This is a genomic window from Halobacteriovoraceae bacterium (genome assembly GCA_020635115.1).
Classification (GTDB): domain Bacteria; phylum Bdellovibrionota; class Bacteriovoracia; order Bacteriovoracales; family Bacteriovoracaceae; genus JACKAK01.
In genome coordinates, this window is the sequence record JACKAK010000002.1 from 404,557 (window position 1) to 430,095 (window position 25,539).

A 25,539-nucleotide genomic window follows, 5' to 3' on the forward strand; every position below is an offset into this window, starting at 1 on the left:
TAGAAAACCAAAGGCAAGCAAAAAAATGGCTGCGCCAGTGAATCCAGATATGGAGGAAAAGGTTGTTGCCGTTAATAGAGTTGCCAAAGTTGTCAAGGGAGGGCGTAGATTTTCATTCTCAGCTCTCATTATTGTAGGTGATCGAAAAGGTAATGTTGGATATGGACTTGGCAAGGCTAAAGAAGTTCCTGAAGCTATTAGAAAAGCAACACAATCAGCTAGAAAAAATATGATTAAGGTTCCCGTAGACAAAGGCACAATTCCTCATAGTGTTTTAGGTGAGTTTGATGCAGGTAAAATTCTCTTTAAGCCTGCCGCTGAGGGTACAGGAGTTAAAGCTGCTGGTGCTTGTAGGTCTATTTTAGAACTTGCCGGAATTAAAAACGTATTAACAAAATCTTTGCGTGGAAATAATCCACACAATATTGTAAAAGCAACGTTTCAAGGACTAAAGCACTTAAGATCCGTTGAAGATATTGCTAAAATTAGAGGAATTGATCCTGCACGCGCGAGAGTAAAATAAGCGGAGTAAACTATGACCAATAAAACAATCACAGTAAAATTAAAGAAAAGTATAATTGGATGTACAGACAAACAAGTGGCCACAGTAAAGGGTTTAGGTCTACGCAAGACAGGTAGTTCAAAAACTCTAGAAAATACTCCTGCGGTTAGAGGAATGATAAAAAAAATCATTCATATGTTAGAAGTACAAGAGTAAATATTTGAGGATATAATTATGTTGACACTGAATAATTTGAAGAGCCCTAAAGGGTCAGTGAGAAAGAATAAGAGAATTGGTCGTGGACAAGGATCTGGTCAGGGAACTCAGGCCGGTAAAGGACACAAAGGTCAAAAGGCCAGAGGTGGCGGAGGAACAAGAATTGGTTTTGAAGGTGGATCAATGCCTCTGTATATGAGACTCCCTAAAAAAGGTTTCTCAAATGCTCCTTTCAAAGAAGAATTCGCTGAAATCTCGCTTAGCAAAATTGAAAAGAAATTAGATGGAGAAGTTACGCGAGAATTACTAATAAAGTCTGGATTACTAAAAGGACAAGATAAGCATAGATCTATAAAGGTTTTAGCAAATGGAGAACTTACAAAGCCATTAAAATTTAGTGGTTCAATAAAGTTTTCTAAAAGTGCAAAAGAATTAATTGAGAAGGCTGGCGGATCAATCGAGGAATAAAAGGAATACTATGTCTAATGCTCAGGGAAAGTTTGATGAGCTCAAGAAAAAAATTGCTTTCACACTCTTGTTACTTATAGTATACAGAATGACCGCACAGGTGCCTGTCCCTGGAGTAGATCCTACGGCACTTAAAAGCTATTTTGCACAATCGGGTGGGGGATTGTTTGACTTATTCAATACTTTTGTAGGTGGTTCGCTAAAACGTTTTTCAATTCTCGCGCTAGGTATTATGCCCTATATCACGACTTCAATTATATTTAGTCTTCTTGGAGAAGCAGTTCCGCAAATTGCTGAGTTGCAAGAAGATAGTGAGGGACATAAAAAAATTCAAAAGTGGACAAGATATGCAACTGTAGTTTTATGTTGTATCCAGGGATACGGGATGGCCGCAGTGTTTGAAGGTTTTAAAAGCCCTAGCGGAGCGATGGTCGTGCCTGAACCAGGATTTATTTTCAAATTCACAGCTATGATAACACTAGCAGGAGGAACTATGTTTCTCTTATGGCTTGGTGAAAGAATAACTGAGTATGGTTTGGAAAATGGTGTGTCACTTATTATTTTCGCAGGTATTGCTGTTGCACTACCAGCTGAGTTGTATCAAAAGATTACCCTCTATCGAAATGGTGAACTTGCAGGAACTACATTATTAATTACAATTGCAGTAATCGTTGTAGGTTTTTACATCGTATCGTTTATTGAAAGCTCCTATAGGAGTATACCTGTCCAGTATGCTAAAAAAGTTGTAAATAATAGGGTATACGGAGGAACACAAAATCTTCCTGTCCGTGTTGATACAGGTGGTGTTATGCCTCCGATACTAGCTTCATCCTTACTTGCAGCTCCAGCGACATTCGCATCATTTGTTTCGAAAGAAAGTGCTATTCATCCATACTTACAGACTGTTCAGCAGTCTTTGGCGCCAGGAAATATTTTATTTAATGTATTGTTTGGTTTACTAATTGTTTATATGACTTATTTCTATGCACCAATACAATTTAAAACTAAAAAAATATCGGAAATGCTTCAGAAAAATAATGCATTTGTACCTGGTATAAGAGCTGGAGCAAAGACTCAAGAGTTTTTGGATTTTGTATTGAACAGATTATCTTTTTTTGGAGCCATTTTTTTGGTAATTATTTGTATTCTTCCTACAATTTTAACAGGAAATGCAACAAGGTTTAGTGGGACTTCCTTGCTGATTCTTGTTTCTGTCTCAATTAGAGTAATGATGAATATTCAATCATTTTCTTACTCAGACCGTTATGAAACTGCCTATAAATCAAGAGGTAAGTACAACGGCAATAACCGAAGGTTTTGACTATGCGGCCTAACTTAATTCTACTTGGTGCACCAGGCTCTGGTAAAGGAACGCAAGCTTCACTTTTGGTACAAAATGAAGGATATTCTCATGTATCTACAGGCGATCTACTCAGAAAGGAAATAACTGAAGAGTCGGAACTTGGGAAAAGAGTCAAAGACATTATGGAAAAAGGTGATCTTGTTGATGACCACACTGTCTTACAGTTGTTGACCAAAAATTGTAATTTGCAAGAAAACTCATATATCTTCGATGGATTCCCCAGAAATTTTGAACAAGCGAAACTTCTTGAAGAAAATGTATTAAATGGATCCAAAACCTATGCAATTTACTTTCATATAGATCTTGAAGTGTTAATTACCAGACTCATAAACAGAAGAACTTGCAAGGATTGTGGTGCGATTTTTAACCTACTTACTAAACCACCTTTAAAAAATGGTACATGTGATATTTGTGGTGGCGTAAATTTGGATCAGAGAAAAGATGATAACGAGGAAAGTGTTAGGAATCGCTTGGATGTATTCAAGTCGACTATAGGCCCTATGCTAGAACTCTATGAAGGAATGGGAATTTTAAAAAAGGTTGACGCTTCGGCGAATCCTGGAGAAGTAACTAAAGAAATTAATAGTATTTTGGAATAAAAATTCCAAATATACGTAAGTATTTTTGAAAATTGATATTAACTGCTTGCATATTTGAGACATTGTATATATACAAGCAAAACGTTATAGGTAGGATGAATGGCCGAAAACGACACGATTGAAGTAGAAGGTGAGGTTGTCGAATTGTTGCCAAATACGAAGTTTAAAGTAAAACTTCCAAATGGTCATCAAGTAATAGCTCACATTAGTGGGAAGATGCGCATGCATTTTATAAAAATCCTACCAGGTGATAAAGTTTTAGTAGAGATAAGTAAATATGATCTTAAGAAGGGTCGCATAGTTTATCGTAGTAAAGGTAGATAGAGGTTGTTATGAAAGTAAGATCGTCTGTAAAAAAGATGTGTAAAGATTGTAAAGTGGTAAAGAGAAGAGGCGTTTTAAGAGTTGTTTGTAAAACGAATCCAAAACATAAACAAAAGCAAGGGTAGTAGGAGTTAGAGATGGCTAGAATTCTTGGTGTTGATATCCCTAGAAATAAAGTTATGAGAATTGCACTTCAGGCGCTCTACGGTGTAGGCCCTAAAGTTGCAGAAAATGTTTTGAAAGAAACGAATGTTCCTTTAGAATCAAGTTCAAATGATCTTACAGAAGAACAAGTTCAAAGTATTCGTAAATGTCTCGAAGAACAATACACTGTCGAAGGGGATCTAAGACGTGAGGTTGGATTAAATATTAAGAGACTAAAAGATCTTGGTTGCTACAGGGGGATACGTCATAGAAAAGGACTTCCTGTTAGAGGTCAGAGAACACATACAAATGCAAGAACAAGAAAAGGTCCTGCAGTTGCGATAGCTGGTAAGAAATCAATCAAATCGATGAAGTAATGAGGTAAGAGATGGCTAAGAAAGTTGCAGTAAAAAAGAAAGTTAAAAAAAATATATCGCATGGGATTTGTCATATTCAGGCGTCTTTTAATAATACGATCGTAACATTCACTGACCCTCAAGGGAAAGCGTTATCATGGTCTAGTTCAGGGCAGCTTGGTTTCAGAGGTTCAAAAAAATCGACACCATTTGCTGCGCAACAGGCTTCTGTGGAAGCAGCTAAAGGTGCAATGGAGCATGGTTTAACATCTGTAGATGTAAGAGTGAAGGGACCTGGAGCAGGAAGAGAAAATGCAATTAGAGCACTTTTAACGGCTGGATTAAAAATAACATCTGTTGCAGATAGAAGTCCAATTCCACATAATGGATGTCGTGCTCCAAAGAGAAGAAGAGTTTAACATAAGGTAGGGTAGTAGTTATGGCCAGATATGTAGGATCAGTTTGTAAGTTATGTAGAAGAGAAGGGGAGAAACTTTTTTTAAAAGGTTCTCGATGTTATACAGATAAATGTTCTATCGAGAGAAGACCATATCCGCCAGGTCAACACGGTCAAAGAAGAGCGAAGATTTCTGACTTTGGTGTGCAATTAAGAGAAAAGCAAAAGCTTAAGAGATTATATGGTTTACAAGAGAAACCAATGAGAAACCTCTTTGATGTCGCAATTAGAATGAAAGGCGTTACAGGTGAGAATCTACTTTCTCTATTAGAAAGAAGATTTGACAACGTTATTTATAGGCTAGGTTTTGCAGCTTCTAGAAGTGAGGCAAGACAATTGGTTAAGCACTATCATTTTAGCATAAATGGCAAGAAGACTAATGTACCATCAATGAAAATTTCAAAAGGTGATACTATTCAACTTATAGAAAAATCGAAAGAATCAAAAAAGTTAACTGGTTCACTTGAAGCTAATAGCGTAAGAGAAATTCCGGCTTGGCTAGAATTGGATAAGAATTCATTTAAGGCAGTTGTCAAAGATCTTCCAAAAAGAGAAGATGTTACCTCTCAAATTGAGGAAAGACTTGTCGTAGAACTTTATAGTAAATAATTTTTTCAGGAGAAATATCCAATGGTTGATAAATTTGTATCAAAAAACTGGAGCAGCTTAATAAGACCAGTTGCTTTAGAGATTGACAGTGATACTCTAAGTGCAAATTATGGAAAGTTTGTTGCAAAGCCACTCGAAAGGGGTTACGGTCAAACTCTTGGAAACTCCCTGAGAAGAGTTTTGCTTTCTTCTTTGCAAGGTGCAGGTATTATTGCAATACGCATAGATGGTGTTGCACATGAGTTTGGAACTATTAACAATGTTAAAGAAGAAGTTTCAGAGATAATTCTTAATCTCAAAGAAGTTAAATTTAAATTAAATGATAAAGAAGATGTTGTTCTAACACTTGATAAGACAGGTGAAGGGCCAGTAACAGCAGGAGATATTACAGAGGTTTCAGGCATAGAAGTTTTAAATACGGACCATGTCATTGCCAATATTTCTTCTGGTGGTTCACTTAAAATTGAGTTAAAAGTTGCTAGAGGTAAAGGTTACCAAACAGCTGTAGATAATAAAGAGACAAATGAACTTCCAATTGGTTGGATATATCTTGATACACTCTTCTCTCCAGTACAGAGGGTTAACTATACTGTCACTAACTCAAGGGTTGGTAAAAGAACGGACTATGACAAATTAAGTCTCGAGGTTTGGACTAATGCCGGTGTGAATCCCCAAGATGCTGTTGCATATTCTGCAAAAATATTAAGAGATCAATTGTCTGTTTTCTTAAATTTTGAAGACGAGGAAGAAATTGCAAGGCTTGAAAATAAGCCTCAAAAGACTCAATCAGTTGCTAACAGTGCGCTTTTAAAACCAGTTTCAGAACTTGAGCTGTCAGTTAGATCTGCGAATTGTTTACAAAATGCAAATATAAAGTATATTTATGAATTAGTTTCAAAAACAGAAGGCGAAATGCTTAGAACTAAGAACTTTGGGCGTAAGTCTCTTAATGAGATAAAAGAAATACTTACAAATATGGGACTTGGTCTAGGTATGAAAGTTGATTCAGTGATGAAGGAAATTCAGCAGCAAAAAAAAGAAGAACAAAATTAATGTTGTAGTGATGAGGTTGTAGATATGAGACATCAGAAAAGAAAATATAGAATTGGGACGAGTCCTTCACATCGAAAAGCTATTGTTAAAAGCTTAGCAGTTGGAATTATTGAGCATGGAAATATTAAGACTACTCATGCAAAATGTAAGGCAATCCAGCCTATTATAGAAAAACTAATAACAATTGCGAAAGTTGATTCGGTAGCAAATAGACGACTTGTCTATTCAAAATTGAACAATAAAACGGCCGTTAGGAGACTATTTGACGAGGTAGCTCCTTTGTATAAAGAAAGAAATGGTGGATATACAAGAGTTTTAAAGCTGGCCGAAGCTCGAGTTGGTGATAATGCTCCACAAAGCATAATTGCATTAGTTTAATTTAACATAAAGATTTCAAAAGTAGTTTTTTAAAAGGCCTTCAAACTTATTTGAGGGCTTTTTTTTATGCAATATGAAAAAAGAACGACAAGGAATATTTTCTTTTTATAAAATAGCTATAATTGCCTTTGTAATGGCCTCAACTCTCTTGTATTCGATTTTTTCAAAAAAACTTATTACAGACATTTCAAAAGAATCAAAATCTTTTATTTTGAACACAATGCCTAATTTATATGCAGAATATGTTGATAATAATCTTACATTGAATACTACAACTATTTTAGGTGGAAAAAGGGAAGTTTATGTTATTCACTTTTGGGGATCTTGGTGTGGGCCATGTGAAGCTGAATTTCCTGAACTGATTGAATTTGCAAAAAAACTTAAGGACTCAAATGTAGATTTTATATTAATTGCTGTTAACGATGAAATTGTTTCTATTAAAAAATTTTTAAAGCGTTTTGGTGAATTACCTTCAAATATTCAAATTGCAATTGATAATTCAGGTCAAAGTATGAAAAACTTTGGAACGATTAAAGTACCTGAAACGTATTTTTTTGATAAACGTGGAAGTAGCATAAGTAAATACATTGGCCCTCAGGATTGGTCCAACCCATATTTCCTTTCACAAATTACAAAATTTACAAATATTTAAGTTTAACGGTCTTGTATTAAATTGATTAAATTCTATGCATTTTCCATATGAAAATATCACTTTTTAAGTATTTTCAACCTTAAGTTTGTTTCTTTTTTGCCGAAAAGTTAAACAGTTGGTGTCAAATCCAGGAGTAAATGATGATCAATTGGAAAGAAATTAGTGAACTTCATGTAATAGCAAAGCTGGAAGAAATACTTAATGAGTGGTTTGGTGTAGAAGTTTTGTTCGCCGATGAACATTATAAAGTAAAAAGTAAGCACTTGTCTAAAGAATACGAATATAAGAACCATTTTTTTAAAGTAATGATGGATATGAATTATGGACAAGATTTTTTAGAACAAGATGTAGAAAAAACAACAGATTCTTTGTTATCAACAGATGAGTCTACTCTGGTTTTTGAAAGCCATTTTCGAAATATTAGGGGTGTTGCTCGAAAAGTAGACAATGAAGGAGAGTTTTCAGGTACAGTTATAGCATTTCCGTTTATTATGGAATCCGTAAGTGCCGAGGAAATCGATACTATTGTCCAGAAAATGGTTGAGGCCGGTGCAGATGAAGAAGATGCTAAAACCTCTGTGAATGGGTTACAGAAACTTAGTCAAAAAGATAAGCAATATCTTGTTGAGTTAATGGATTTGGTGGGAGATGAAATTAAAACATTTCACCATGAGATATCTAAGAGAGAAGAGAGAATTCATGAACTCAATTCAGAGCTTGGTGAAAAATTTCGATATCACAACATGATAGGTAAATCTAAGAAGATGCAAGCGATTTATCATCTTCTTGAAAAAATATCTACATCTGAATCTTCCGTTTTTATACAAGGAGAAAATGGTACTGGTAAAGAATTAGTCGCTAAGGCCGTCCACTATTCCTCTCCTAGGAAAAACAATACTTTTCTAGCTGTAAACTGTTCAGCATTCAACGATAATCTATTAGATTCAGAACTTTTCGGACACGTTAAAGGCGCTTTCACTGGTGCAATCAAAGACAAAAAAGGTCTTTTTGAACAAGCAAATGGTGGAACACTTTTTTTAGATGAAATAGGGGATACGAGTTTATCCATGCAAGTAAAGCTATTACGAGTTCTTCAAGAAGGTACTTACTTACCAGTGGGTGCAACTTCACCTAAAAAATCAGATGTAAGAATTATTGCTGCAACAAATAGAGACGTAAAGGAGATGATGAAAAGAGGAGATTTTCGGGAAGATTTATTTTATAGAATTAATGTAATAAATCTTAATCTACCTTCTATTAAGGAAAGACCTGAAGACATACCACTACTCATTGAATATTTTCTTGATAAAAGATGTGCGGAATCGGGTGTACCTAAGAAAACTATTTCGAAAAAATGTATGGAATATATGCTTGATTACCATTGGCCAGGAAATGTAAGGGAGCTAGAAAATGAAGTTGAAAGACTTGTTGTTCTTGCTGGTGAAGATAAGATGATTCAAGCTGATAATCTAAGCCCTAGGATTCTTGAGTCATCTCAAGAAACTGGCCCTGCCCAAACCAGGGGAGTTAATACAAATGGCACATTGAAAAATGCTTTAGAAGAGCTTGAAACTATTATGATACGCGAAGGGTTGAAGAGATGTAACTTCAACAAATCGAAGCTTGCAAAGGAGTTAGGAATATCAAGAGCTTCACTTATCATGAAAGTTGATAAATATGGGCTTGATAAAAGAAAAAAGGCCGCAGGAGAATAGGTCATAGTTCTTATGGCCAATAAAATCTAACTTCAATAAATAATATTTATATAAACAAAATTATTATCTACCTAGAATTATAAATATATTGGAAATAAATTTTTTTTAGACATGTCAACTCCATGAAATTATACATGACTAATCACTTTTAATAAAGGTCGTGTATGAGTTTCTTCAAAATCATATTTTTTTCTTCAATATTTATTATTCAAGCTTTGTGTGTAGAAGATCATGACACTGTGTATTATTCAAGTGAAGAGATTGAGATACTACAAAATAGAAAATACGTTTCAGAGATCCGATATGGAGATTCATTTGAAAGTATGGAAAAATTAACTAAGGCGAGTGAATTTCATGAATTATTCAACAAAAGCGTACCAAATCAACAACACATAGGTTTAGCGGTTCGAAATAAACTTTTATATTATCTTGAAACATTTTCAACTAATCAGCTTTCTCCTGTACATCTTTCTCTTTTGGGTTTGCCTGACAACGGAAAAATAGCTGTATCAAGTTTACTTTCTGAATTTTTACCTGTTTACACCTATAATCTTGATAGACTTGTAAACACAAAAGATTTCAATGATTTTTATAATTTTCTAATTTCAAATAACATTATGGATGACGAATTTCCAAAAATTCTTGTACTTGAGGGGTTAGAAAAAATAAGGGAAACCCTCATTAAGGATGGTAAACGTATATCTGTCCAAAATCCATTTTTTAGCATGATAAAGTCTATATTACTTTCAGGAGGACTTCCACACGCAATTGAATTAGGAAATCCGAGTTATCGACTCTCAAATGTTTTTATAATTTCAACGATAGATTTACCAGAAGATGTGATTGTAAAAAACATGCAGGTTCAAATTGAAGATGAATTAATTTCAGATAAGAGTTATTTCGATTTTTTTAAAGATATGATTAATGATTCAAGTCTTAAACGTTCAGTTTTAAGAGATTTGTTTCAACAGGATTCAATTGGAGTTATAGAGAAAGATGTTGTTGTTTTTAATCATTATGAAAAAGAACATTTAATTGAGATGATAACTTTTTGGCTAAAAAATACAATGAAGAACTTTCCTCGTCGATATTTGCATCACTCTGGGAATCATTATGATCAGTATAGAATGACTAATATAAATGATTTTGCGCATTTCTTTTATGAGAAATATAAGACAGAAGGTGATGGATTTTCATCACTTAGAACAAAAATAATTCATTCTTTTGAACAAGTACTATTTTTTGCAGAAAAAGCAACACTTAGTTTAGCGAGAATAGAGAATACAAATTATTTATTTGATTTTTCTGGGGATGTTAAAAGAAAGATCATTTTGTCTCTTGATAACAAGAATCAGGAGATAAATATTAAAATTTCTTCAAAGGTAGATGATCAAAAAATTGAGTCAAAATTTACAATGCCTTTTTTCGAAAATATTAATATGTTTGTAATACCTGGGAATTTTTCAACTCACCCTCCTCTTGAATCGTTTAATTTCGAATCAGATACTATTATTTCTGAAGCAGATATTTTGGCAAAAAGAAAATCTAGAAGTGCGACACCGGCCAGGGGGCTTAAAAAATTTATTTCTTCACAAGTTTTTGGACAAGATGAATATCTTGAAAGTTTGGAAGAAGATTTAAATTTGTTTATGACAGAAAATCAGCATTTAACAGGCAGAGCGAGAAGTCACTTCATCTTAAAATTTCCAGGGCTAGGGATAGGTAAAATTGTAAAATTGGCAGGTCAATATTTGGAATTAAAGAAAATAGAAATAGATCTTAGCGACTATAAAAACTATGACCCAAATGAGGTCTTAGATCAATTTGCACAGGATTTGAACATTAAAATTCAGAATGTAAATCCAGAGAGCGAAAAAATATTAATTTTGTTTAAAGGCTTAGAAAAATTTGATTCTGTAAATCATTTAGGATTTGAAACAGATTGGCCTATTTTAAAGGTATTGAATGATTTGTTAGAAAAAGGATTGTTTGAAATCCATACAAGTGAATCGCAATTCAAAGCAGATTTGAGACATGCATTTATTTTTTCTGTTTTTGAACTAAACTCTTCTGAAACATTTCTTTCAAACGATCCTCGAGAGTCGTCTATTGAAAATGTACTATCTTTGTATGGAAACCTGAGTAGAGATCCAATGATCATTACAAATTTTTTACAGGAAAAATTTCAAGGGCAATTATCGCCAAGCGTTTTGCACACAACTTATTTTTTGAAACCACTTAACAAAAAAGAACATAGAAGTATTATCAAGCAACAATTAAAGAAAGTACTAAAGGATAGATTTTACGATGGTAGTGAAAATATTGCGATGATCAACGTCAAACTACAAGAGTCTTATATCTCATATTTGGAAAAGGAAAGTATAATTCCTGCTGAAAATGGTAGAAATACTAGAATCGATAGTTATAATAAAATTTCAGATCATTTAGAGTTAGCACTTAAACATATTCCAAAAGAATATTCTTTAGAGCCTCTAGAGTTGCTTTTTTCATTTAATAAATCAACAAATACATATATTGCACATGTTAAGGTAAGAAATAAGAAAATTAAAATATTAGAAAAAAAGCTAAAATTAAAATATCCTAAAATTGAATCTAAAGGTAAAATTTCAATTCAGACATTAGAGACAACATTTCATGAACTAGGTCATGCTTGGGCCATGATAAGAACAGGTCAACGCTTTATTGATCTTACTTCTATTCCACAAGGAAATTATCTTGGTGCGGTCTCATATGAATTGAAGCAACAAAGTGGAGTTGATTTAATACTCGGAATTTATTCAAGCCTAGCTTCTAGATCTTTTGAACGAATGTTATTTGGAAAGAGTCCCGGTACATCTCTGTCTCATTTAAAAAAGAAGTTAGGTGTATCTCAAGATACATATGATGCGAGTTCTGATTTGTTCCATTTATTATATACTCTTGGTTCAAATCCTTATGGTGGTTCTTTGTCAAGAAATAGCACACAAACTGGAATTAATTTTCCTCAAATCTCTAAAAGTGAAATCGAGAAAATGGAAAGAATTTTAAGAGAGATGGAAGATTACATAATTGAGGATGCTTTGGCCGCACACCCAATTGAATTTTATGTTGAAAAATCTAAACTTATTGCTAAAAAAGGTACTGTTTCGGAGCAAGAATTATATCAAATTCTTGGATACTGGCCTCCTGGAATTGATAAGGATTTATTAAAACTATCTGCTACAGATAATCAAAGGGCTTCACTGCTTCTTGATGAACAAATATTAAAACATTTCGGAGATGTTTTAGAAGATCCTAGAAGTGAAGATACGATTAAGGCATCTTTATATAAACAAGGAAATACAAAAACGACCGTGAAAGAAAATATTGATAATTATGTTTCACATTTTTTAAAAATTTTAGAAAAACAATTTCTTACTGATCGTTGTGAAAGAAGCATGCTGTCATCAAAAGAATAAAAAATGATAAATCTTTAAAATATTAGCAAATATTCGACACTATGATCGTTTACGTAATGCAATCTCCATGGAAAAATGCCCGAAAATGATTCAGGGGGTTCACATGGCCAGAACTGTAGACGAAAGGCGACAAGAGTTGATGGAAATGCGCTTGCGTGCAGAGCTTGGTGGCGGCGAGAGTCGAATGTCCGCTCAGCATGATCAAGGTAAATTCACAGCTAGAGAAAGAATTGAAAGATTGACAGATCCAGGCTCTTTTATAGAGTTTGATAAATATGTGACTCATAGGTGTCATAATTTTCATATGGATAAAAAAGAAAAATATCTGGGAGATGGTGTAATCACTGGAATAGCAGATATTAATGGGAGGCGAGTAGCAATTTACTCCCAAGATTTTACATGTTGGGGTGGTTCTTTAGGTTCAGCACATGCCAAAAAAATATGTAAAATTATGGACTTTGCACTTGAAAATAGAATTCCTCTCATAGGGATTAATGATTCTGGAGGCGCTAGAATTCAAGAAGGAGTTGAATCCCTTGCTGGTTATGGAGAAATTTTTCAAAGAAATGTTCTTGCCTCTGGGGTAATCCCTCAAATTACCTTGATTATGGGACCCTGTGCAGGTGGTGCTGTATATTCTCCAGGTATCACTGATTTTGTTTTTATGGTTAAGGACAAGTCATATATGTTCGTTACCGGGCCAGATGTTATTAAAACTGTAACTCATGAAGATGTTTCTAAGGAAGAGCTCGGTGGAGCAAAAACTCACAACGAAATTTCCGGAGTTGCACACTTCATGACGGAAGATGAAGATGACTGTTTCGAAAGAGTAAGAGAACTCTTAAATTATCTTCCTCAATCAAATACACATCGACCAGATAAAAAATACACCACGGATACAGTTTTTAGGGATAATTTAAATTTAAAGAATATTATACCTGAAAGTTCAAAAAAACCTTATGATATGAAAGATATTATTGTTGAGGTTGTAGATGATGGTCACTTCCTTGAAGTTAGTAAGGACTATGCAAAGAATATGATCATCGGTTTTGCGTCTATTGGCGGGATCAGAATCGGTATTGTTGCGAATCAACCACTTTGTAATGCAGGTGTTCTCGATATAAATGCATCTACAAAGTCGGCAAGATTTATTCGTTTTTGCGATTCTTTTAATATTCCTATTCTTACTTTAGTAGATGTTCCCGGTTTTTTACCAGGAGTTGGACAAGAACATGGTGGTATCATCAGACATGGGGCCAAACTTATCTATGCCTATGCTGAAGCAACTGTTCCTAAAATTACATTAATTACCAGAAAGTCTTACGGTGGAGCATACATCGTCATGTCCTCAAAACACCTTGGTTCAGATGTTAATTTGTCTTATCCAACTGGGGAAATCGCAGTCATGGGTGCAGAAGGGGCAGTTAATGTCTTATACAAAAGAGAACTTGCAACTCTGGAAGGGAAGAAAAAAGAACAAAGACATGCAGATATTTTAAATGAATATGAAGAACAGTTTTACAATCCTTACCGAGCAGCTGAATTAGGTTTTATCGATGAAATTATATTATCTGAAGAAACCAGAAAGATGATATATCGTTTTTTGAAAGTGTCACAATTTAAGAGTGTTGAAAGACCTGCTAAAAAACATGGAAATATACCCTTATGAAAAAACGAATTTTAATTGCAAATAGAGGTGAAATCGCAAAACGTATCGCTAGGGCCGTAAGGGAACTGGGTCACATTGCAATAGGTGTATGGACAGATGCAGAACCTCACGCTTTACACTTAGAATACTGTCACGAATGGATAAAGTTAGTTGGCAAGTCAAGACAGGAAACATACCTCAATATAGATCAATGGGTTGATATAATAACTAAGTATGAAATTGATTGTGTTCACCCTGGTTATGGCTTTTTATCTGAGAATGCTGATTTTGCGAGGGCCGTAATCAATACTGGCACCATCTACATTGGTCCCAACGCTGATGCAGTTGAACTCATGGGAAATAAAGCTCTTGCTAAAATGAAAGCGAAAGAAGCTGGTGTTCCAACTTTGCCCGGAACGAAAGAGCCCGTTAAAGATCTTGAAGAGGCCGTTGTATCGGCCAAAGAAATCGGTTACCCTGTCATCATGAAGGCCATTGCTGGAGGTGGTGGCCGTGGAATGAGAATATGCTACAACGAACAAGACGTTCGCAATCAATATGATCGGGCAACCACAGAAGCAGAAGCTGCTTTTAAAAATGGTGCTCTCATACTAGAACGATATGTTGTAAATCCAAGACATATAGAAGTTCAGATAATGTCCGATGGCCGAGGGAGACATTTTCATTTTTTTGAGCGCGAATGTACAGTTCAAAGAAGACATCAAAAAGTACTTGAGGAGGCACCCTCTCCCTTTATTGGTTCTGATGAAGAACTCAGAAACCGAATATGTAATACTGCCGTGGATTTAGCTCGATCAGTTAATTACGATTCAGCTGGAACAGTTGAATTTATTGTAGATGAAAATAAAGACTTTTTTTTCTTGGAGATGAATACTCGGATTCAAGTAGAACATCCTATAACAGAGGAAATCACCGGAATTGATTTGATTGTTTGTATGATCCAAATTGCCCTTGGTGAGGATTTAGGGATCAATAATCAATCAGAAATTACACGTTCAGGACATGCTATTGAATGTAGGATTTTTGCTGAAGATCCCCTGACGCTTATGCCTGCACCAGGCAAAGTAACTGGTTTTGACGCCGTTTTTCCTCAAGGGGTACGATTTGATAATTCTCTTTTTAGAGGTCTAAATATCACTCCAGATTTTGATCCCATGGTGGGTAAGTTAATAGCTAAAGGAATAAACCGAAAAGTGGCCATAAGAAAGATGAGGTCTGCTCTACAAGGGTTAATTCTCAATGGGCTGAAAACTAATCTCCCCCTCCATAAGGCCATGTTAGAGAATAATGTCTTTTTGGAAGGAACTTATGCGAATGATTTTTTAGATACTCAAAATGTTCAAGAATCAATTGATACTGATATAAACTTGCATAAAATCTTTAAAGAAATCGCTTCTTTTGAAGCAAGAAAGTTAGGGATCTAAATGAGATACTACATAATTGATAAGAAAGACGAAATTAAAATAGATCTAATTAAAACAATTCGTCACTCGAGCGAACTCGTTGAGTTTGAATTCGAGGCCGTTATTGATAATAAAGTTGTGAAAAATGAAATTCTATTTTTAAGACAACTGGCCGGAAAATATTTTGTTTCTAAGGATCAAAAATATTGGGAGAAAATTGCCAAACAAGATTTAAGTGATCGTATTTTGAATGTTAATAGAGTTTTTGATCTTCATAGAGGATTCAAACCATCAAGCATTGGACAAGAATCTGGCGGAAATTTAGTTACTCAACTTCCTGGTAAAATTGTGAAAATTCTGGTCAAGGAAGGTCAGGAGGTTAAAGTTGGTAATACACTCGTTGTCCTTGAAGCTATGAAAATGGAAAATGAAATCAAAGCTCAAGCTGATGGGAAAATTATAAAAATTCACATAAATGAAGGCGATGTACTAGAGCAGGGGGTTTTACTGCTTGAAATGGAGTAAAGATGAGTTTTAATAGTAACCAACCACCTAATCCTGAACTTGAAAAACTACTGGCCGTAGTTATGGGAAATTTTGGCAAATTCATAACATTTATTATTGGGCTAAGTTTATTTCTGGGTGCTACAACTTGTTATTATACTGTTCAACCTGATGAACAGGCCATTCTAATAAGACTTGGGAAGTATATAGGTACGTATGGGCCAGGTATACATTTTAAGATGCCTTTTTTTATAGATAATATCAATAAAGTTAAAACCAAGAGTATCCATCTTGCAGAATTTGGTTTTAAAACCTCAAATTCTAAAAGTAGAGTTACTCAATATAGTGGTGAAAACTATGATGATGAGGCCCTAATGGTCACGGGCGATTTGAATATTGCTGAAGTTGAGTGGGTTGTTCAATATCAGATTTCAGATCCTTTTAAATTTTTATATCACACCAGTTCTCCTTTAAGAAATATCCGAGATGTTTCAGAATCAGTAATGAGGAGAGTCGTTGGGGACAAACTTGTAAGTGAAGTTTTAACCACAGGAAGAACTGAAATTTCAATAAACGCCAAAACTCTTATGCAAGAAATTCTTGAAGAAAAATATGATATGGGAGTGAGAATTGTTTCAGTAAAACTTCAAGATGTGAATCCTCCAGATGTTGTGAAAGCTTCTTTTAATGAAGTAAATAAGGCCAAACAAGAACAGGAAAAGGTTATTAATATGGCCGAAGAACAATACAATAGCGTAATTCCCGAAGCTCGTGGTAAGGCCGAAAAACTAGTTTCAGAGGCCGAAGGTTATGCAACGGCCATCGTCAATAGGGCACAAGGTGATGCAAATAGATTTTTATCTGTTTTAGAAGAATATAAGAAAGCACCTGAAATTACCCGAAAAAGAATTTACCTTGAAACTATGCAGACCGTTTTTAAGAATATAAAAGATGTGACCGTCGTGGATTCAAATATTAAAGGTCTTATGCCAATTTTTTCTAAAGACGGATTAAAAAGAGAGGACTAATGAAATTAGTAGTGACAATTTTTGTTCTTTTGGTAACACCAATAATTTTAATGTCTTCGCTTTTCATTCTAGATGAGGGAAGACAGGCCATCATTACTGAATTTGGTAAGCCTGTCTCTGGGCCTATCGTAAAAGCAGGAGTACATATCAAAAGGCCTTTTTTGCAAGAAGTTCGTTACGTAGATAAGAGAATTCTTTCTTGGGATGGATATCCTAATCAGATTGTGACAAAAGACAAAAAATATATCTTTGTTGATACAACTGCGAGATGGAAAATTGTAGATGTTTTAAAGTTTATTCAAACCGTAAAAAATGAAAATGGTGCAAAAGGTAAACTCGATGCTATCTTAGATGCTGCGACAAGAGATGTGATCACGGCCCACATTCTTGTTGAAGCTGTTAGAGATAGTAATAAAATTTTAGAAGTCGTCGCAGCTAAGAAAAAAGAAATTCAAAATCAAATTGCAAAAGGAGTGACGGCCAACGAGGAGGAAATCACTGGAGAGATTGAAAAAATAACAGTTGGAAGAGAACAATTATCTGAAATGATTAAAAAAAATGCTGAAAAAGAGCTTGTCGAATTTGGAATAGAGCTTATAGACGTACAACTGAGAAGGATAAGTTATGAGAAGTCAGTTGAGAAAAAAGTTTATGAGAGAATGATTTCAGAAAGAGGCAGAATTGCTGAAAAAATTCGTTCTATAGGTCAAGGCGAAAAGGCAAAAATTGAAGGGCGTCTTGGGAGAGATTTGGAAAAAATTCAGTCCGAAGCTTATAAAAGGGCAGAGGAAATTAAGGGGATAGCAGAGGCCAAGGCAATAGCTATATTTGCAAAAAGTCTTTCAAAGGGCCCCGAATTTTATGAATTTAATAAAACATTAGAATCATATAAAGAAGTCTTAAATGAAAATGTGAAGTTCATTATGTCTTCTGATTCTGATTACTTAAAACTTATCAAAAAAATTAAGTAAAAATGTGAGAAGAAAAGTGGGCATGATTTGATCAAGTGATATCAAGAAATTATGGAAAATTTCGCCTTGCTTCCCTAAAAATCAAACTAATGATATTCTATCCCTTAGAAGGCTCTAATTAGGGATAGCGATGATTAATTCAAAGAAAGACAATAAGATAATTCTTGAAACAAATTTGCAGCCTTTTTTTTATGATAGACTTCAAGAAATCAACCTTACTCTAAATGGGCCAATTCCAAACGAATCAATATATTATACTAGTCGTGTTCTTGAAAGAATGGGACATAGTCATAAATTTTTTGAGATAGTTGAAGGTAAAGTCAAAAACAAAGTCCTAGGAATAAAACTTTTAGAAGCAACTCAGCTATCAAAATCAAAACAAAAACAAACATACCAAGAGGTGGGAGATACAGCATTATTAATTTGTGGTTTATTTTCTGAATCTCTAAGGAAAAAACTAATAGATACTTCGTACTATTTAGATTTAGGAAGAACTGCCTATTTAAAACTTCATCACCATGTTCCTAGTCTTTATGATGTTGATAATTTTTTTAAACAATATTCTTATTCAATGGAAGGAATTGTATCTTTAATTTCGTACGTATTCGCAGATAATTTCATGCAAGAATACGATAATGCTTTTTTATTATTCCAAACCGAAAAGCTAAAGGCATCTTAATTATCAATTCTACCAACGATGTAAAGATTCCATTTACTTGAAAAGATTTTTTTTATTCGCATTTGAAAATCATCATATTTTAGCTTTTTTATATATTCCAAATTTTCATGGTGATAATCGAGACCTAAACCTTGTAATAGAGGTATAGAATATATTGATGCGTAGTCATCATTTGTTTGTAAATTTATTTGAGTTTGACCTTGGAGCATGGTTTTAACTCGTTCAAAATCCTTTTTTGGTATTCCAAAATTTTTAATTTTCGTGACAATTTCCTTAATGGCCATGGTGGCCGGTTCGACTTTATCATATCCACTGGCCATATAAATTCCCCAATAACCTGCTTCAAGTGCCTTGAACTGAATAGGCTGAGCTGTGTAACACAAACCTTTTTTATCTCGCACATCTACAAATAACTCAGAGCTTTGCCCTGAGAGATGGGCCGTGATGATTTTTAAAATCAAGTTGTCATTATTTTTTAAAGCTGGAGCAGGAATTCCATAAAAAATTTGTGTTTGCTCTCTGTCAAAAGGAATTTTGTATGTTTTGTCAGTAACAGGTCTTACTTTTATTGATTTAACACTCTTTTTTTCAGTTCGTTCTTTTAACGTTGTAATTGAGTTTTCAATAATTGGTATGATTTCTTCTTTATCAAGATTTCCACAGTAACAAATGACAATTTTTTTGTTCTTTAGATTTTTGAAATGCAATTTTTTTATATCATCTATTTTAATCTTTTTATTATTTGCCGCATTTCCTAAAATGTTAAGTGAATAAGGATGACCTTGGAAAAGAGTTTCATTCACTTTTCTAAAACAAATACGGGTAGGATCTTTACTTTGATTTAGTAATTGTCTTTCGGTTTGTTTTTTTTCAAAATTGATATGTTTTTGTGGAAAAGTAGGAAATATAAAAGAGTTAAAAAAATCTGCTGTTAATGATTCAAAATCTTCAGATTGGCCATGAAGAGTCATGCCGTAAGCATTTTTACCTGCAAATGAATTTAATGTAGCAGACATATTTTCTAAATCCATTTGTAACTTTTCATATTTTTTAAATTTATGCCCTTTTGAGAGATTTGTACTTATCAAATGATAGATTCCATTTGATTTAGGGGTTTCTTCTGTAAGCCCTCCTTGGGCATAGATTTGTAGAACAAAAGTAGGGGTCATTGTATTTTGTCTGTAAAAAAGAGAGATACCTTTTTTTAGTTCAAGTACTTCGACCTGTGAATCAAATTTGGATTTTTTTACTTGATATTTCTCTTTTTTAGATTTTAAGGACTTCCCAATTTTATTCAATGACTCATGTAATTTTTTAACTTTTAATTCAAGAGTTTTATTGTTTAATCCAATTGGGACTTGTAATGAGAGGTGAATTGGTTTTGAAAAGATGTCTTTTAAAGAGGAATTAACTTTTAAAATAGAGAGTTTTTTTACTCTTTCAATAAATTCATTATCACAATTGATGTCTCCATTTTGTGCAAATCCATGGCCCAGATTGAAAGAGAATGACTCTAAGGATTCCTTATCGTATATTTTTGATGAAATATACTGATTTTTAAGTTTTGATATATCTTCTTTTTTGAGGCCATTGGAAGCAGTGTTTTTTATCAAATTATATAGTTCTTTAAAAATTTTATCCTTATTTTGTGCAGGAAAGACAACTCTTAAAAAGTGAACGCCACCTTTTGACATAAACATAGTAGATGAGGATGCACTGTTAGCGAGGGTATTTTTCAAGACTAGTTCTGTATATAGAGGTGAAGTTTCTCCGTATCCTAGGCAGGCGATGGCCAGATCTTCACTTGGGGCATTATTATCAGAGAAGTCAGGGGCCTGGATTGTAAGAGTTAATTGCATCATTTCAACATCTTTTTCATGAATTGCGTACTGAGCGACTTTTTTTAGATTGAACTCAGGAAAAAATGTAGAAGGCCCTTGAGGCATTTCATAGCACTCAATCGATTCAATGATTTTCGATTTTTCTTTAAGATCTCCAGCTACGATGAGAAGTGCGTTTGAAAGATTATAATTCTTATTTCTATATTCTACTAATTGTCCACGGTTAAAATTTTTAATGGTATCTTCCCTTCCTAAAATTTGGTGGGAATAACCTCCTGTAAAGCTGTTGTTTTGAATTTGTGAAAATGAATATTGATTTGGGTTATCTATGGACCTTCTAAACTCTTCGAAAACGACTCCTCTTTCAGGTATGATGTCTTCGTTCTTAAATTCTGGGTTACTCACCATATCCATCAAAATATTAACTGAGTCATTTAGTCGATCGACAGGAGAGTTAATGTAATAACAAGTATAGTCAAATGAAGTGAATGCATTTATTTCACCACCAAAAGATTCTACATCGTGAGCGATCGCTGCTCCAGGCCTTGAAGGAGTACCTTTGAAAAACATATGTTCTAAGAAATGAGCAATTCCCTGGTTATCGTTGCTTTCAAGAGCAGATCCGGCCCTAAACCAAATTTGAGTACTAGCAAAGGTATTTCCTGGGGCCTCAATGAAAAGTGTTTCAAGTCCATTTTTTAATCTGATTTGTTCATGTTTCATAAAGACCCTAAATTAATTGTTGCATGTAGTAATTTAATAAAGATTATGATACCAATTACAAAAAGAGTATGAAAAGAACTATTGAACATTTGTATATTCATTATCCACACTGCCGTCATTTATGTAATTATTGCGATTTTTATAAGACTAAAAAACTGACAGGTGAAGATAATATTCAATTTGAAAGCTATATGTTGCAAAGTTTAAAAATTCATGAAGAATTTCTAAGTTTGAACGAATTCTCTTGGGGAAAATTAAAAACTTTATATATTGGTGGAGGTACACCTTCTCTTTGGGGTGAGAGCGGTTCGAAATTTATCGAAACATTTTTTAAGAATGTTGTCCAACTTTCAGAAAAAAATAATGAGTTTACATTGGAAGTTAATCCAGGATCTTGGACGGAAAAATCTATTAATGAATGGTCTAAAGTTGGAGTTAATAGATTTTCAATAGGTCTTCAATCTACAGATGACATTTATTTAAAATGCCTTGATAGAGTTCATGACTTTAGTGAGGCAAAGAGAACACTCGAGTTTTTTAAATCTTTAAAAGTTAATTTCTCTGTAGATTTCATGATAGGACTGCCTTTTTCTCAATCTCTAAAGAGAAATATTGTTGAAGAGCTCAAGAGTATATTTCAATACAATCCATCTCACTTTAGTGTTTATATATTAACTGTTGGGAAACATTATCCTCACTACAAAAATTTGCCAGATGAAAATTGGATAGAAAAAGAGTATTTCCAAGTTGTAGATACATTAAAAGAGTTTGGATATAACCAGTATGAAGTGTCAAATTTTTGTTTAGATGGTAAAGAGTCCAAGCATAATATGGCATACTGGAATCAAAAGTCTGTTGCAGCTCTTGGCCCGTCTTCAACGGGTTTACTCATAAATCAAGACAACGCAATCAGATATAAATGGAAAACCAACGAAACAAGCTTTAATGTCGAAGAATTAAATCGAGAAGAATTGTTGATTGAAAAAGTTTTTTTAAATTTGCGCTCAAATATTGGACTTGATTTATCTGTTTTAGGACAACTCAGTTCTAAGCAAGTTCAAAACATAAATGATTGGTTTCGTAGAAGACTTCTTATTAAAAATGGTGAAAAAATTCGTTTAACACCAAGAGGTCTTTTTCAAATGGATACTCTCGTCAATTATCTTATATCAGAAATCTGAATGAAGTATTTAATTCTTTCTGAGTTAAGTGATCTGAAATTAAAATAGATCAGTTAAAAAAATTTATATTGTAGTGAACAACATATTATAATTACTAATGGAGTTTATAGGATATCTCTAAATTTATGTTATGATTATCCGAATAACATAGATGTTTTAATATTTGATTTTTAAAAAAGAGAATTTATGAAGTTAATGATTCCCTTGTTATGTTGCATTTTTTCGATTGATGCTTTTGCAAAAACTATTGAAGAGTGGGTAGATTCAGAGTTCACACCCTCAACTCTGAGTAAAAAGGATCAAATAAAAGAATTAAATTGGTTTCAAACTGCTAGTAAACCATTTCGAGGAATGCATATTATTGTCATTTCTGAAAAAATTGACACACACTTATATGAAGCAAACGTTTTAGCAAAAGCATTTTATGATATAACTGGAATTAAAGTGACCCATGAAATTACTGGCGAAGATAATCTGATTAAAAAAATTCAAGTACAAATGAATATTGGCCAAAATCTTTATGATGGTTTTATTAACGATAGTGATCTAATTGGAACACATTATAGAAGTAATAAAGTGCAAAGTATAACTTCATTAATGAGTGATACCGCTAAAGACGTTACAAATCCTATGATAGATTTAAATGATTTTATTGGACTTAAATTTACAACAGGGCCTGATAAAATAGTGTATCAGTTACCAGATCAACAATTTGCAAATCTTTATTGGTATAGAGCTGATTGGTTTGCGAGGAAAGATCTGCGTGATAAATTTAAAAAAATATATGGATATAATTTAGATGTGCCAGTGAATTGGACTGCATATGAAAATATTGCTGAATTTTTTACTGTCCATGTTAAAGAGATTGATGGACAAAGAGTTTATGGACATATGGATTACGGAGCAAATGATCCATCACTTGGTTGGAGATTTTCAGATGCTTGGTTATCTATGGCCGGAGCAGGTGATAAGGGTTTGCCAAACGGATTACCTGTGGATGATTGGGGAGTGAGAATGGAAGGTTGTCATCCTGTAGGCGCTTCCATAGAAAGGGGAGGTGCAACCAATTCTCCTGCAGCAGTTTATGCCATTGAGAAGTTTTTGAAATGGTTAAAACTTTATGCACCTCCTGCAGCTTATTCAATGACATTTTCTCAAGCAGGGCCTATTCCTTCTCAGGGAAATATTGCGCAACAGATTTTTTGGTATACAGCTTTTACTGCCTCCATGAGTAAAAAAGGTCTTGCCGTTGTTAATGATGATGGGACTCCAAAATGGAAAATGGCCCCTTCTCCACATGGTGCTTACTGGGAAAAGGGAATGAAGCTAGGTTACCAAGATGTCGGAAGTTGGACGTTTCTTAAAAGTACACCTCCTGATAGGTTAAAAGCCGCATGGCTTTATGCCCAATTTGTTACATCAAAATCGGTCTCCTTAAAGAAAACAATCGTTGGTTTAACTCCTATAAGAAAAAGTGATATTTTTTCAGAGGAAATGGGAAAAAGAGCAAAAAAATTAGGTGGTTTTGTTGAATTTTATCGTTCTATGGCCAGAGAAATGTGGACGCCAACAGGTGTAAATATTGCTGATTATCCTTTGATGTCTGAAGGTTGGTGGAAGGTAATTCCACAAGCAGTCGAAGGTAAAATGACTCCAAATGAAGCAATGGATGCTTTAGCAAATTATTTAGATAAGAAGATGGAAAAGTTAAGTAAGAAAAAAATTAAATGTGCACCAATACTCAATAAAAAATCTGATCCAAAGATTTGGTTAGATAAAGTTGGAGCACCTAAAAATAAGCTAAATAATGAAATGCCACCAGGAATAACTCTTCCATGGGGAGAAGTTCTTAAAGTGTATGATGAAAAATAAGATTTTATTGGCTACAGCTATTTTTTTTAGTTTTGAAAATTTATTCGCTGGTGAGTTAATCATCTATACAGAACTTAACCCACCCTATGTTATAAAAGATCTAAAGAGCGGTAAAATAACAGGTGAGGCCGTAAAGCATGTTGAAGAAATCTTAACAGCAGCTAAAATTGATTTCAAAATTATGGCACAACCGCTTAAAAGATCTCTTAGCATTGTTGAAAAGAATGCAGATACTTGTGTTTTTCCAGTTGTAAGAAATCAAGAGCGTGAAACTAAATTTTTTTGGGTAACACCTATTGCTGTTTCCAGTTATGGAATTTATTCTCTTGAACAAATAAAATCAAAACTTCAATATATTGATGACCTAAAACAGTTCAATTCCAGAATTGGCGCCAAATTAGGAACTGCTGTTGAAGAGGATTTAATAAGGGCGGGTGTCAAAGTTTTAACTTTTGAAAATTATTCTCAAGTACAGGATTTATTTCAGGGGAAAAGGATTTCATTGCTGGCCGTTGATACAAAAGTTTCAGAAGATTTAGCAAATAAGTATAATTTAAAATTTTTTGAAGTTATGCTCTTAGGAAGATCCCTAAAGTCTTTGGCCTGTAACAAGAAAATTGGGCCAGATAAAATTGAGCTACTTAACGAAAAGTTGTTCGAGTCATTTAGAAAAAAATAACCTCTAGTATTCATGTAATTTCAATTGCTTACAATCAGTATTTAAAAAAAATAAGCTCTTTGGATTGACAAAATTTAATTCCATCTCATCTTTGTATTCGAGGATAAAAACGACAACTATTGAGAGGAATGATGTCTGAAACAAGTAGCGAAATTGATAAAGAAGTACAAGAAAATGTAGAAAATGAAATTACAGACGAAATTGTCCAAGAGTCCGTTGAAGATGATGGTAAGGAACAAGAAGTTAAAACAGAACAAAATGAAGAAGACTGGAAAGAAAAGTACTACTATCTGGCCGCAGAAATGGAAAATTCACGACGTCGTTATGAACGTGAAATGCAAAATATTAGAAAATATGGAGCTGAAAAAATATTATCATCTCTTATCGAAGTTGTAGATAATCTAGAGAGAACTGTAGATGCTATTAGGGATGATGAAGATGAAAAGATCAACAATGTATATGTTGGCGTTGATATGGTTCGTAACCAATTTGTCAAAGTCTTAAATGATAATGGCCTAGAAACAATTGAGGCCCTTGGCAAAATTTTTGACCCGAACTTTCATGAAGCAATGGCACAACATCCAGCCGAAGGAAAGGAAGATCAAGAGGTCATTAATGTATTTGAAAAGGGATATATTTTAAATGGTCGCTTATTAAGGGCCGCAAAAGTAATAGTTGCAAAAAATAGTTAAATA

General features: G+C 33.8%; 26 protein-coding genes. 25 read left to right on the forward strand and 1 reads right to left on the reverse strand.

Features of this window, described 5'->3' with window-relative positions; genetic code table 11:
• Positions 1-25: 25 nt before the first annotated feature.
• From rpsE to H6622_04355, 21 genes are all read left to right on the forward strand, one after another.
• Positions 26-523, forward strand: coding sequence for a 30S ribosomal protein S5 (gene rpsE, locus H6622_04255; GenBank protein MCB9060714.1), 498 nt, complete (start codon positions 26-28; stop codon positions 521-523).
• Positions 524-535: 12 nt separating this feature from the next.
• On the forward strand, positions 536-718 hold the full coding sequence (gene rpmD, locus H6622_04260) for a 50S ribosomal protein L30 (protein MCB9060715.1): 183 nt from the start codon (positions 536-538) through the stop codon (positions 716-718).
• Positions 719-739: 21 nt separating this feature from the next.
• Positions 740-1,186, forward strand: a complete 447-nt coding sequence (gene rplO / locus H6622_04265) for a 50S ribosomal protein L15 (GenBank protein MCB9060716.1) — start codon at positions 740-742, stop codon at positions 1,184-1,186.
• 10 nt (positions 1,187-1,196) lie between these two features.
• A complete protein-coding gene (secY, locus tag H6622_04270; GenBank protein ID MCB9060717.1) occupies positions 1,197-2,507 on the forward strand; it encodes a preprotein translocase subunit SecY in 1,311 nt (436 codons plus the stop codon).
• Between the two features lie 2 nt (positions 2,508-2,509).
• Positions 2,510-3,148, forward strand: coding sequence for a nucleoside monophosphate kinase (locus tag H6622_04275; GenBank protein MCB9060718.1), 639 nt, complete (start codon positions 2,510-2,512; stop codon positions 3,146-3,148).
• A gap of 99 nt (positions 3,149-3,247) precedes the next feature.
• Positions 3,248-3,472 (forward strand): translation initiation factor IF-1, encoded by a 225-nt coding sequence (gene infA, locus H6622_04280; GenBank protein MCB9060719.1) that lies wholly within the window; start codon positions 3,248-3,250, stop codon positions 3,470-3,472.
• Between the two features lie 8 nt (positions 3,473-3,480).
• Positions 3,481-3,597, forward strand: coding sequence for a 50S ribosomal protein L36 (gene rpmJ, locus H6622_04285; protein ID MCB9060720.1), 117 nt, complete (start codon positions 3,481-3,483; stop codon positions 3,595-3,597).
• A gap of 12 nt (positions 3,598-3,609) precedes the next feature.
• On the forward strand, positions 3,610-3,993 hold the full coding sequence (rpsM, locus tag H6622_04290) for a 30S ribosomal protein S13 (GenBank protein MCB9060721.1): 384 nt from the start codon (positions 3,610-3,612) through the stop codon (positions 3,991-3,993).
• An 11-nt stretch (positions 3,994-4,004) separates the two neighbouring features.
• Entirely contained in the window at positions 4,005-4,391 is a 387-nt protein-coding gene (rpsK, locus tag H6622_04295; protein ID MCB9060722.1) for a 30S ribosomal protein S11, read from the forward strand.
• A 20-nt stretch (positions 4,392-4,411) separates the two neighbouring features.
• On the forward strand, positions 4,412-5,038 hold the full coding sequence (gene rpsD / locus H6622_04300; protein MCB9060723.1) for a 30S ribosomal protein S4: 627 nt from the start codon (positions 4,412-4,414) through the stop codon (positions 5,036-5,038).
• Between the two features lie 21 nt (positions 5,039-5,059).
• Positions 5,060-6,091 carry a DNA-directed RNA polymerase subunit alpha gene (locus H6622_04305; protein MCB9060724.1) on the forward strand — a complete coding sequence of 344 codons (1,032 nt, stop codon included), beginning with the start codon at positions 5,060-5,062 and terminating at the stop codon, positions 6,089-6,091.
• A gap of 24 nt (positions 6,092-6,115) precedes the next feature.
• A complete protein-coding gene (rplQ, locus tag H6622_04310; GenBank protein MCB9060725.1) occupies positions 6,116-6,469 on the forward strand; it encodes a 50S ribosomal protein L17 in 354 nt (117 codons plus the stop codon).
• Positions 6,470-6,542: 73 nt separating this feature from the next.
• Entirely contained in the window at positions 6,543-7,121 is a 579-nt protein-coding gene (locus tag H6622_04315) for a TlpA family protein disulfide reductase (protein MCB9060726.1), read from the forward strand.
• Between the two features lie 140 nt (positions 7,122-7,261).
• Positions 7,262-8,836: a sigma 54-interacting transcriptional regulator gene (locus H6622_04320; protein MCB9060727.1), complete on the forward strand. Its 1,575-nt coding sequence runs from the start codon at positions 7,262-7,264 to the stop codon at positions 8,834-8,836.
• A 164-nt stretch (positions 8,837-9,000) separates the two neighbouring features.
• Positions 9,001-12,294, forward strand: a complete 3,294-nt coding sequence (locus H6622_04325; protein ID MCB9060728.1) for a hypothetical protein — start codon at positions 9,001-9,003, stop codon at positions 12,292-12,294.
• Positions 12,295-12,397: 103 nt separating this feature from the next.
• On the forward strand, positions 12,398-13,963 hold the full coding sequence (locus tag H6622_04330; protein MCB9060729.1) for an acyl-CoA carboxylase subunit beta: 1,566 nt from the start codon (positions 12,398-12,400) through the stop codon (positions 13,961-13,963).
• A complete protein-coding gene (locus tag H6622_04335; GenBank protein ID MCB9060730.1) occupies positions 13,960-15,387 on the forward strand; it encodes an ATP-grasp domain-containing protein in 1,428 nt (475 codons plus the stop codon). The genes H6622_04330 and H6622_04335 overlap by 4 nt, the downstream gene beginning before the upstream one ends.
• The gene (locus H6622_04340) at positions 15,388-15,891 is read left to right on the forward strand and encodes an acetyl-CoA carboxylase biotin carboxyl carrier protein subunit (protein ID MCB9060731.1); all 504 of its coding nucleotides are present in this window, start codon (positions 15,388-15,390) and stop codon (positions 15,889-15,891) included.
• A gap of 2 nt (positions 15,892-15,893) precedes the next feature.
• Positions 15,894-16,898 (forward strand): FtsH protease activity modulator HflK, encoded by a 1,005-nt coding sequence (gene hflK / locus H6622_04345; GenBank protein MCB9060732.1) that lies wholly within the window; start codon positions 15,894-15,896, stop codon positions 16,896-16,898.
• Positions 16,898-17,869: a protease modulator HflC gene (gene hflC / locus H6622_04350; protein ID MCB9060733.1), complete on the forward strand. Its 972-nt coding sequence runs from the start codon at positions 16,898-16,900 to the stop codon at positions 17,867-17,869. The genes hflK and hflC overlap by 1 nt, the downstream gene beginning before the upstream one ends.
• A 130-nt stretch (positions 17,870-17,999) precedes the next feature.
• Positions 18,000-18,548 carry a hypothetical protein gene (locus tag H6622_04355; protein MCB9060734.1) on the forward strand — a complete coding sequence of 183 codons (549 nt, stop codon included), beginning with the start codon at positions 18,000-18,002 and terminating at the stop codon, positions 18,546-18,548.
• Here H6622_04355 and H6622_04360 read toward each other — a convergent pair.
• Complete coding sequence (locus H6622_04360; GenBank protein MCB9060735.1) at positions 18,545-21,112, reverse strand: insulinase family protein; 2,568 nt, start codon at positions 21,110-21,112, stop codon at positions 18,545-18,547. The genes H6622_04355 and H6622_04360 overlap by 4 nt on opposite strands.
• A 68-nt stretch (positions 21,113-21,180) precedes the next feature.
• Here H6622_04360 and H6622_04365 point away from each other — a divergent pair, with 68 nt between their 5' ends.
• The 4 genes from H6622_04365 to H6622_04380 all read left to right on the forward strand — a co-directional run bounded on the left by H6622_04365 (position 21,181) and on the right by H6622_04380 (position 25,536).
• On the forward strand, positions 21,181-22,293 hold the full coding sequence (locus tag H6622_04365) for a coproporphyrinogen III oxidase family protein (protein ID MCB9060736.1): 1,113 nt from the start codon (positions 21,181-21,183) through the stop codon (positions 22,291-22,293).
• A 186-nt stretch (positions 22,294-22,479) separates the two neighbouring features.
• Positions 22,480-24,165, forward strand: a complete 1,686-nt coding sequence (locus H6622_04370; protein MCB9060737.1) for a carbohydrate ABC transporter substrate-binding protein — start codon at positions 22,480-22,482, stop codon at positions 24,163-24,165.
• Entirely contained in the window at positions 24,152-24,844 is a 693-nt protein-coding gene (locus tag H6622_04375; GenBank protein ID MCB9060738.1) for an ABC transporter substrate-binding protein, read from the forward strand. Before H6622_04370 ends, H6622_04375 begins: the two co-directional genes overlap by 14 nt.
• Before the next feature lie 131 nt (positions 24,845-24,975).
• A complete protein-coding gene (locus tag H6622_04380; protein MCB9060739.1) occupies positions 24,976-25,536 on the forward strand; it encodes a nucleotide exchange factor GrpE in 561 nt (186 codons plus the stop codon).
• Positions 25,537-25,539: the final 3 nt, after the last annotated feature.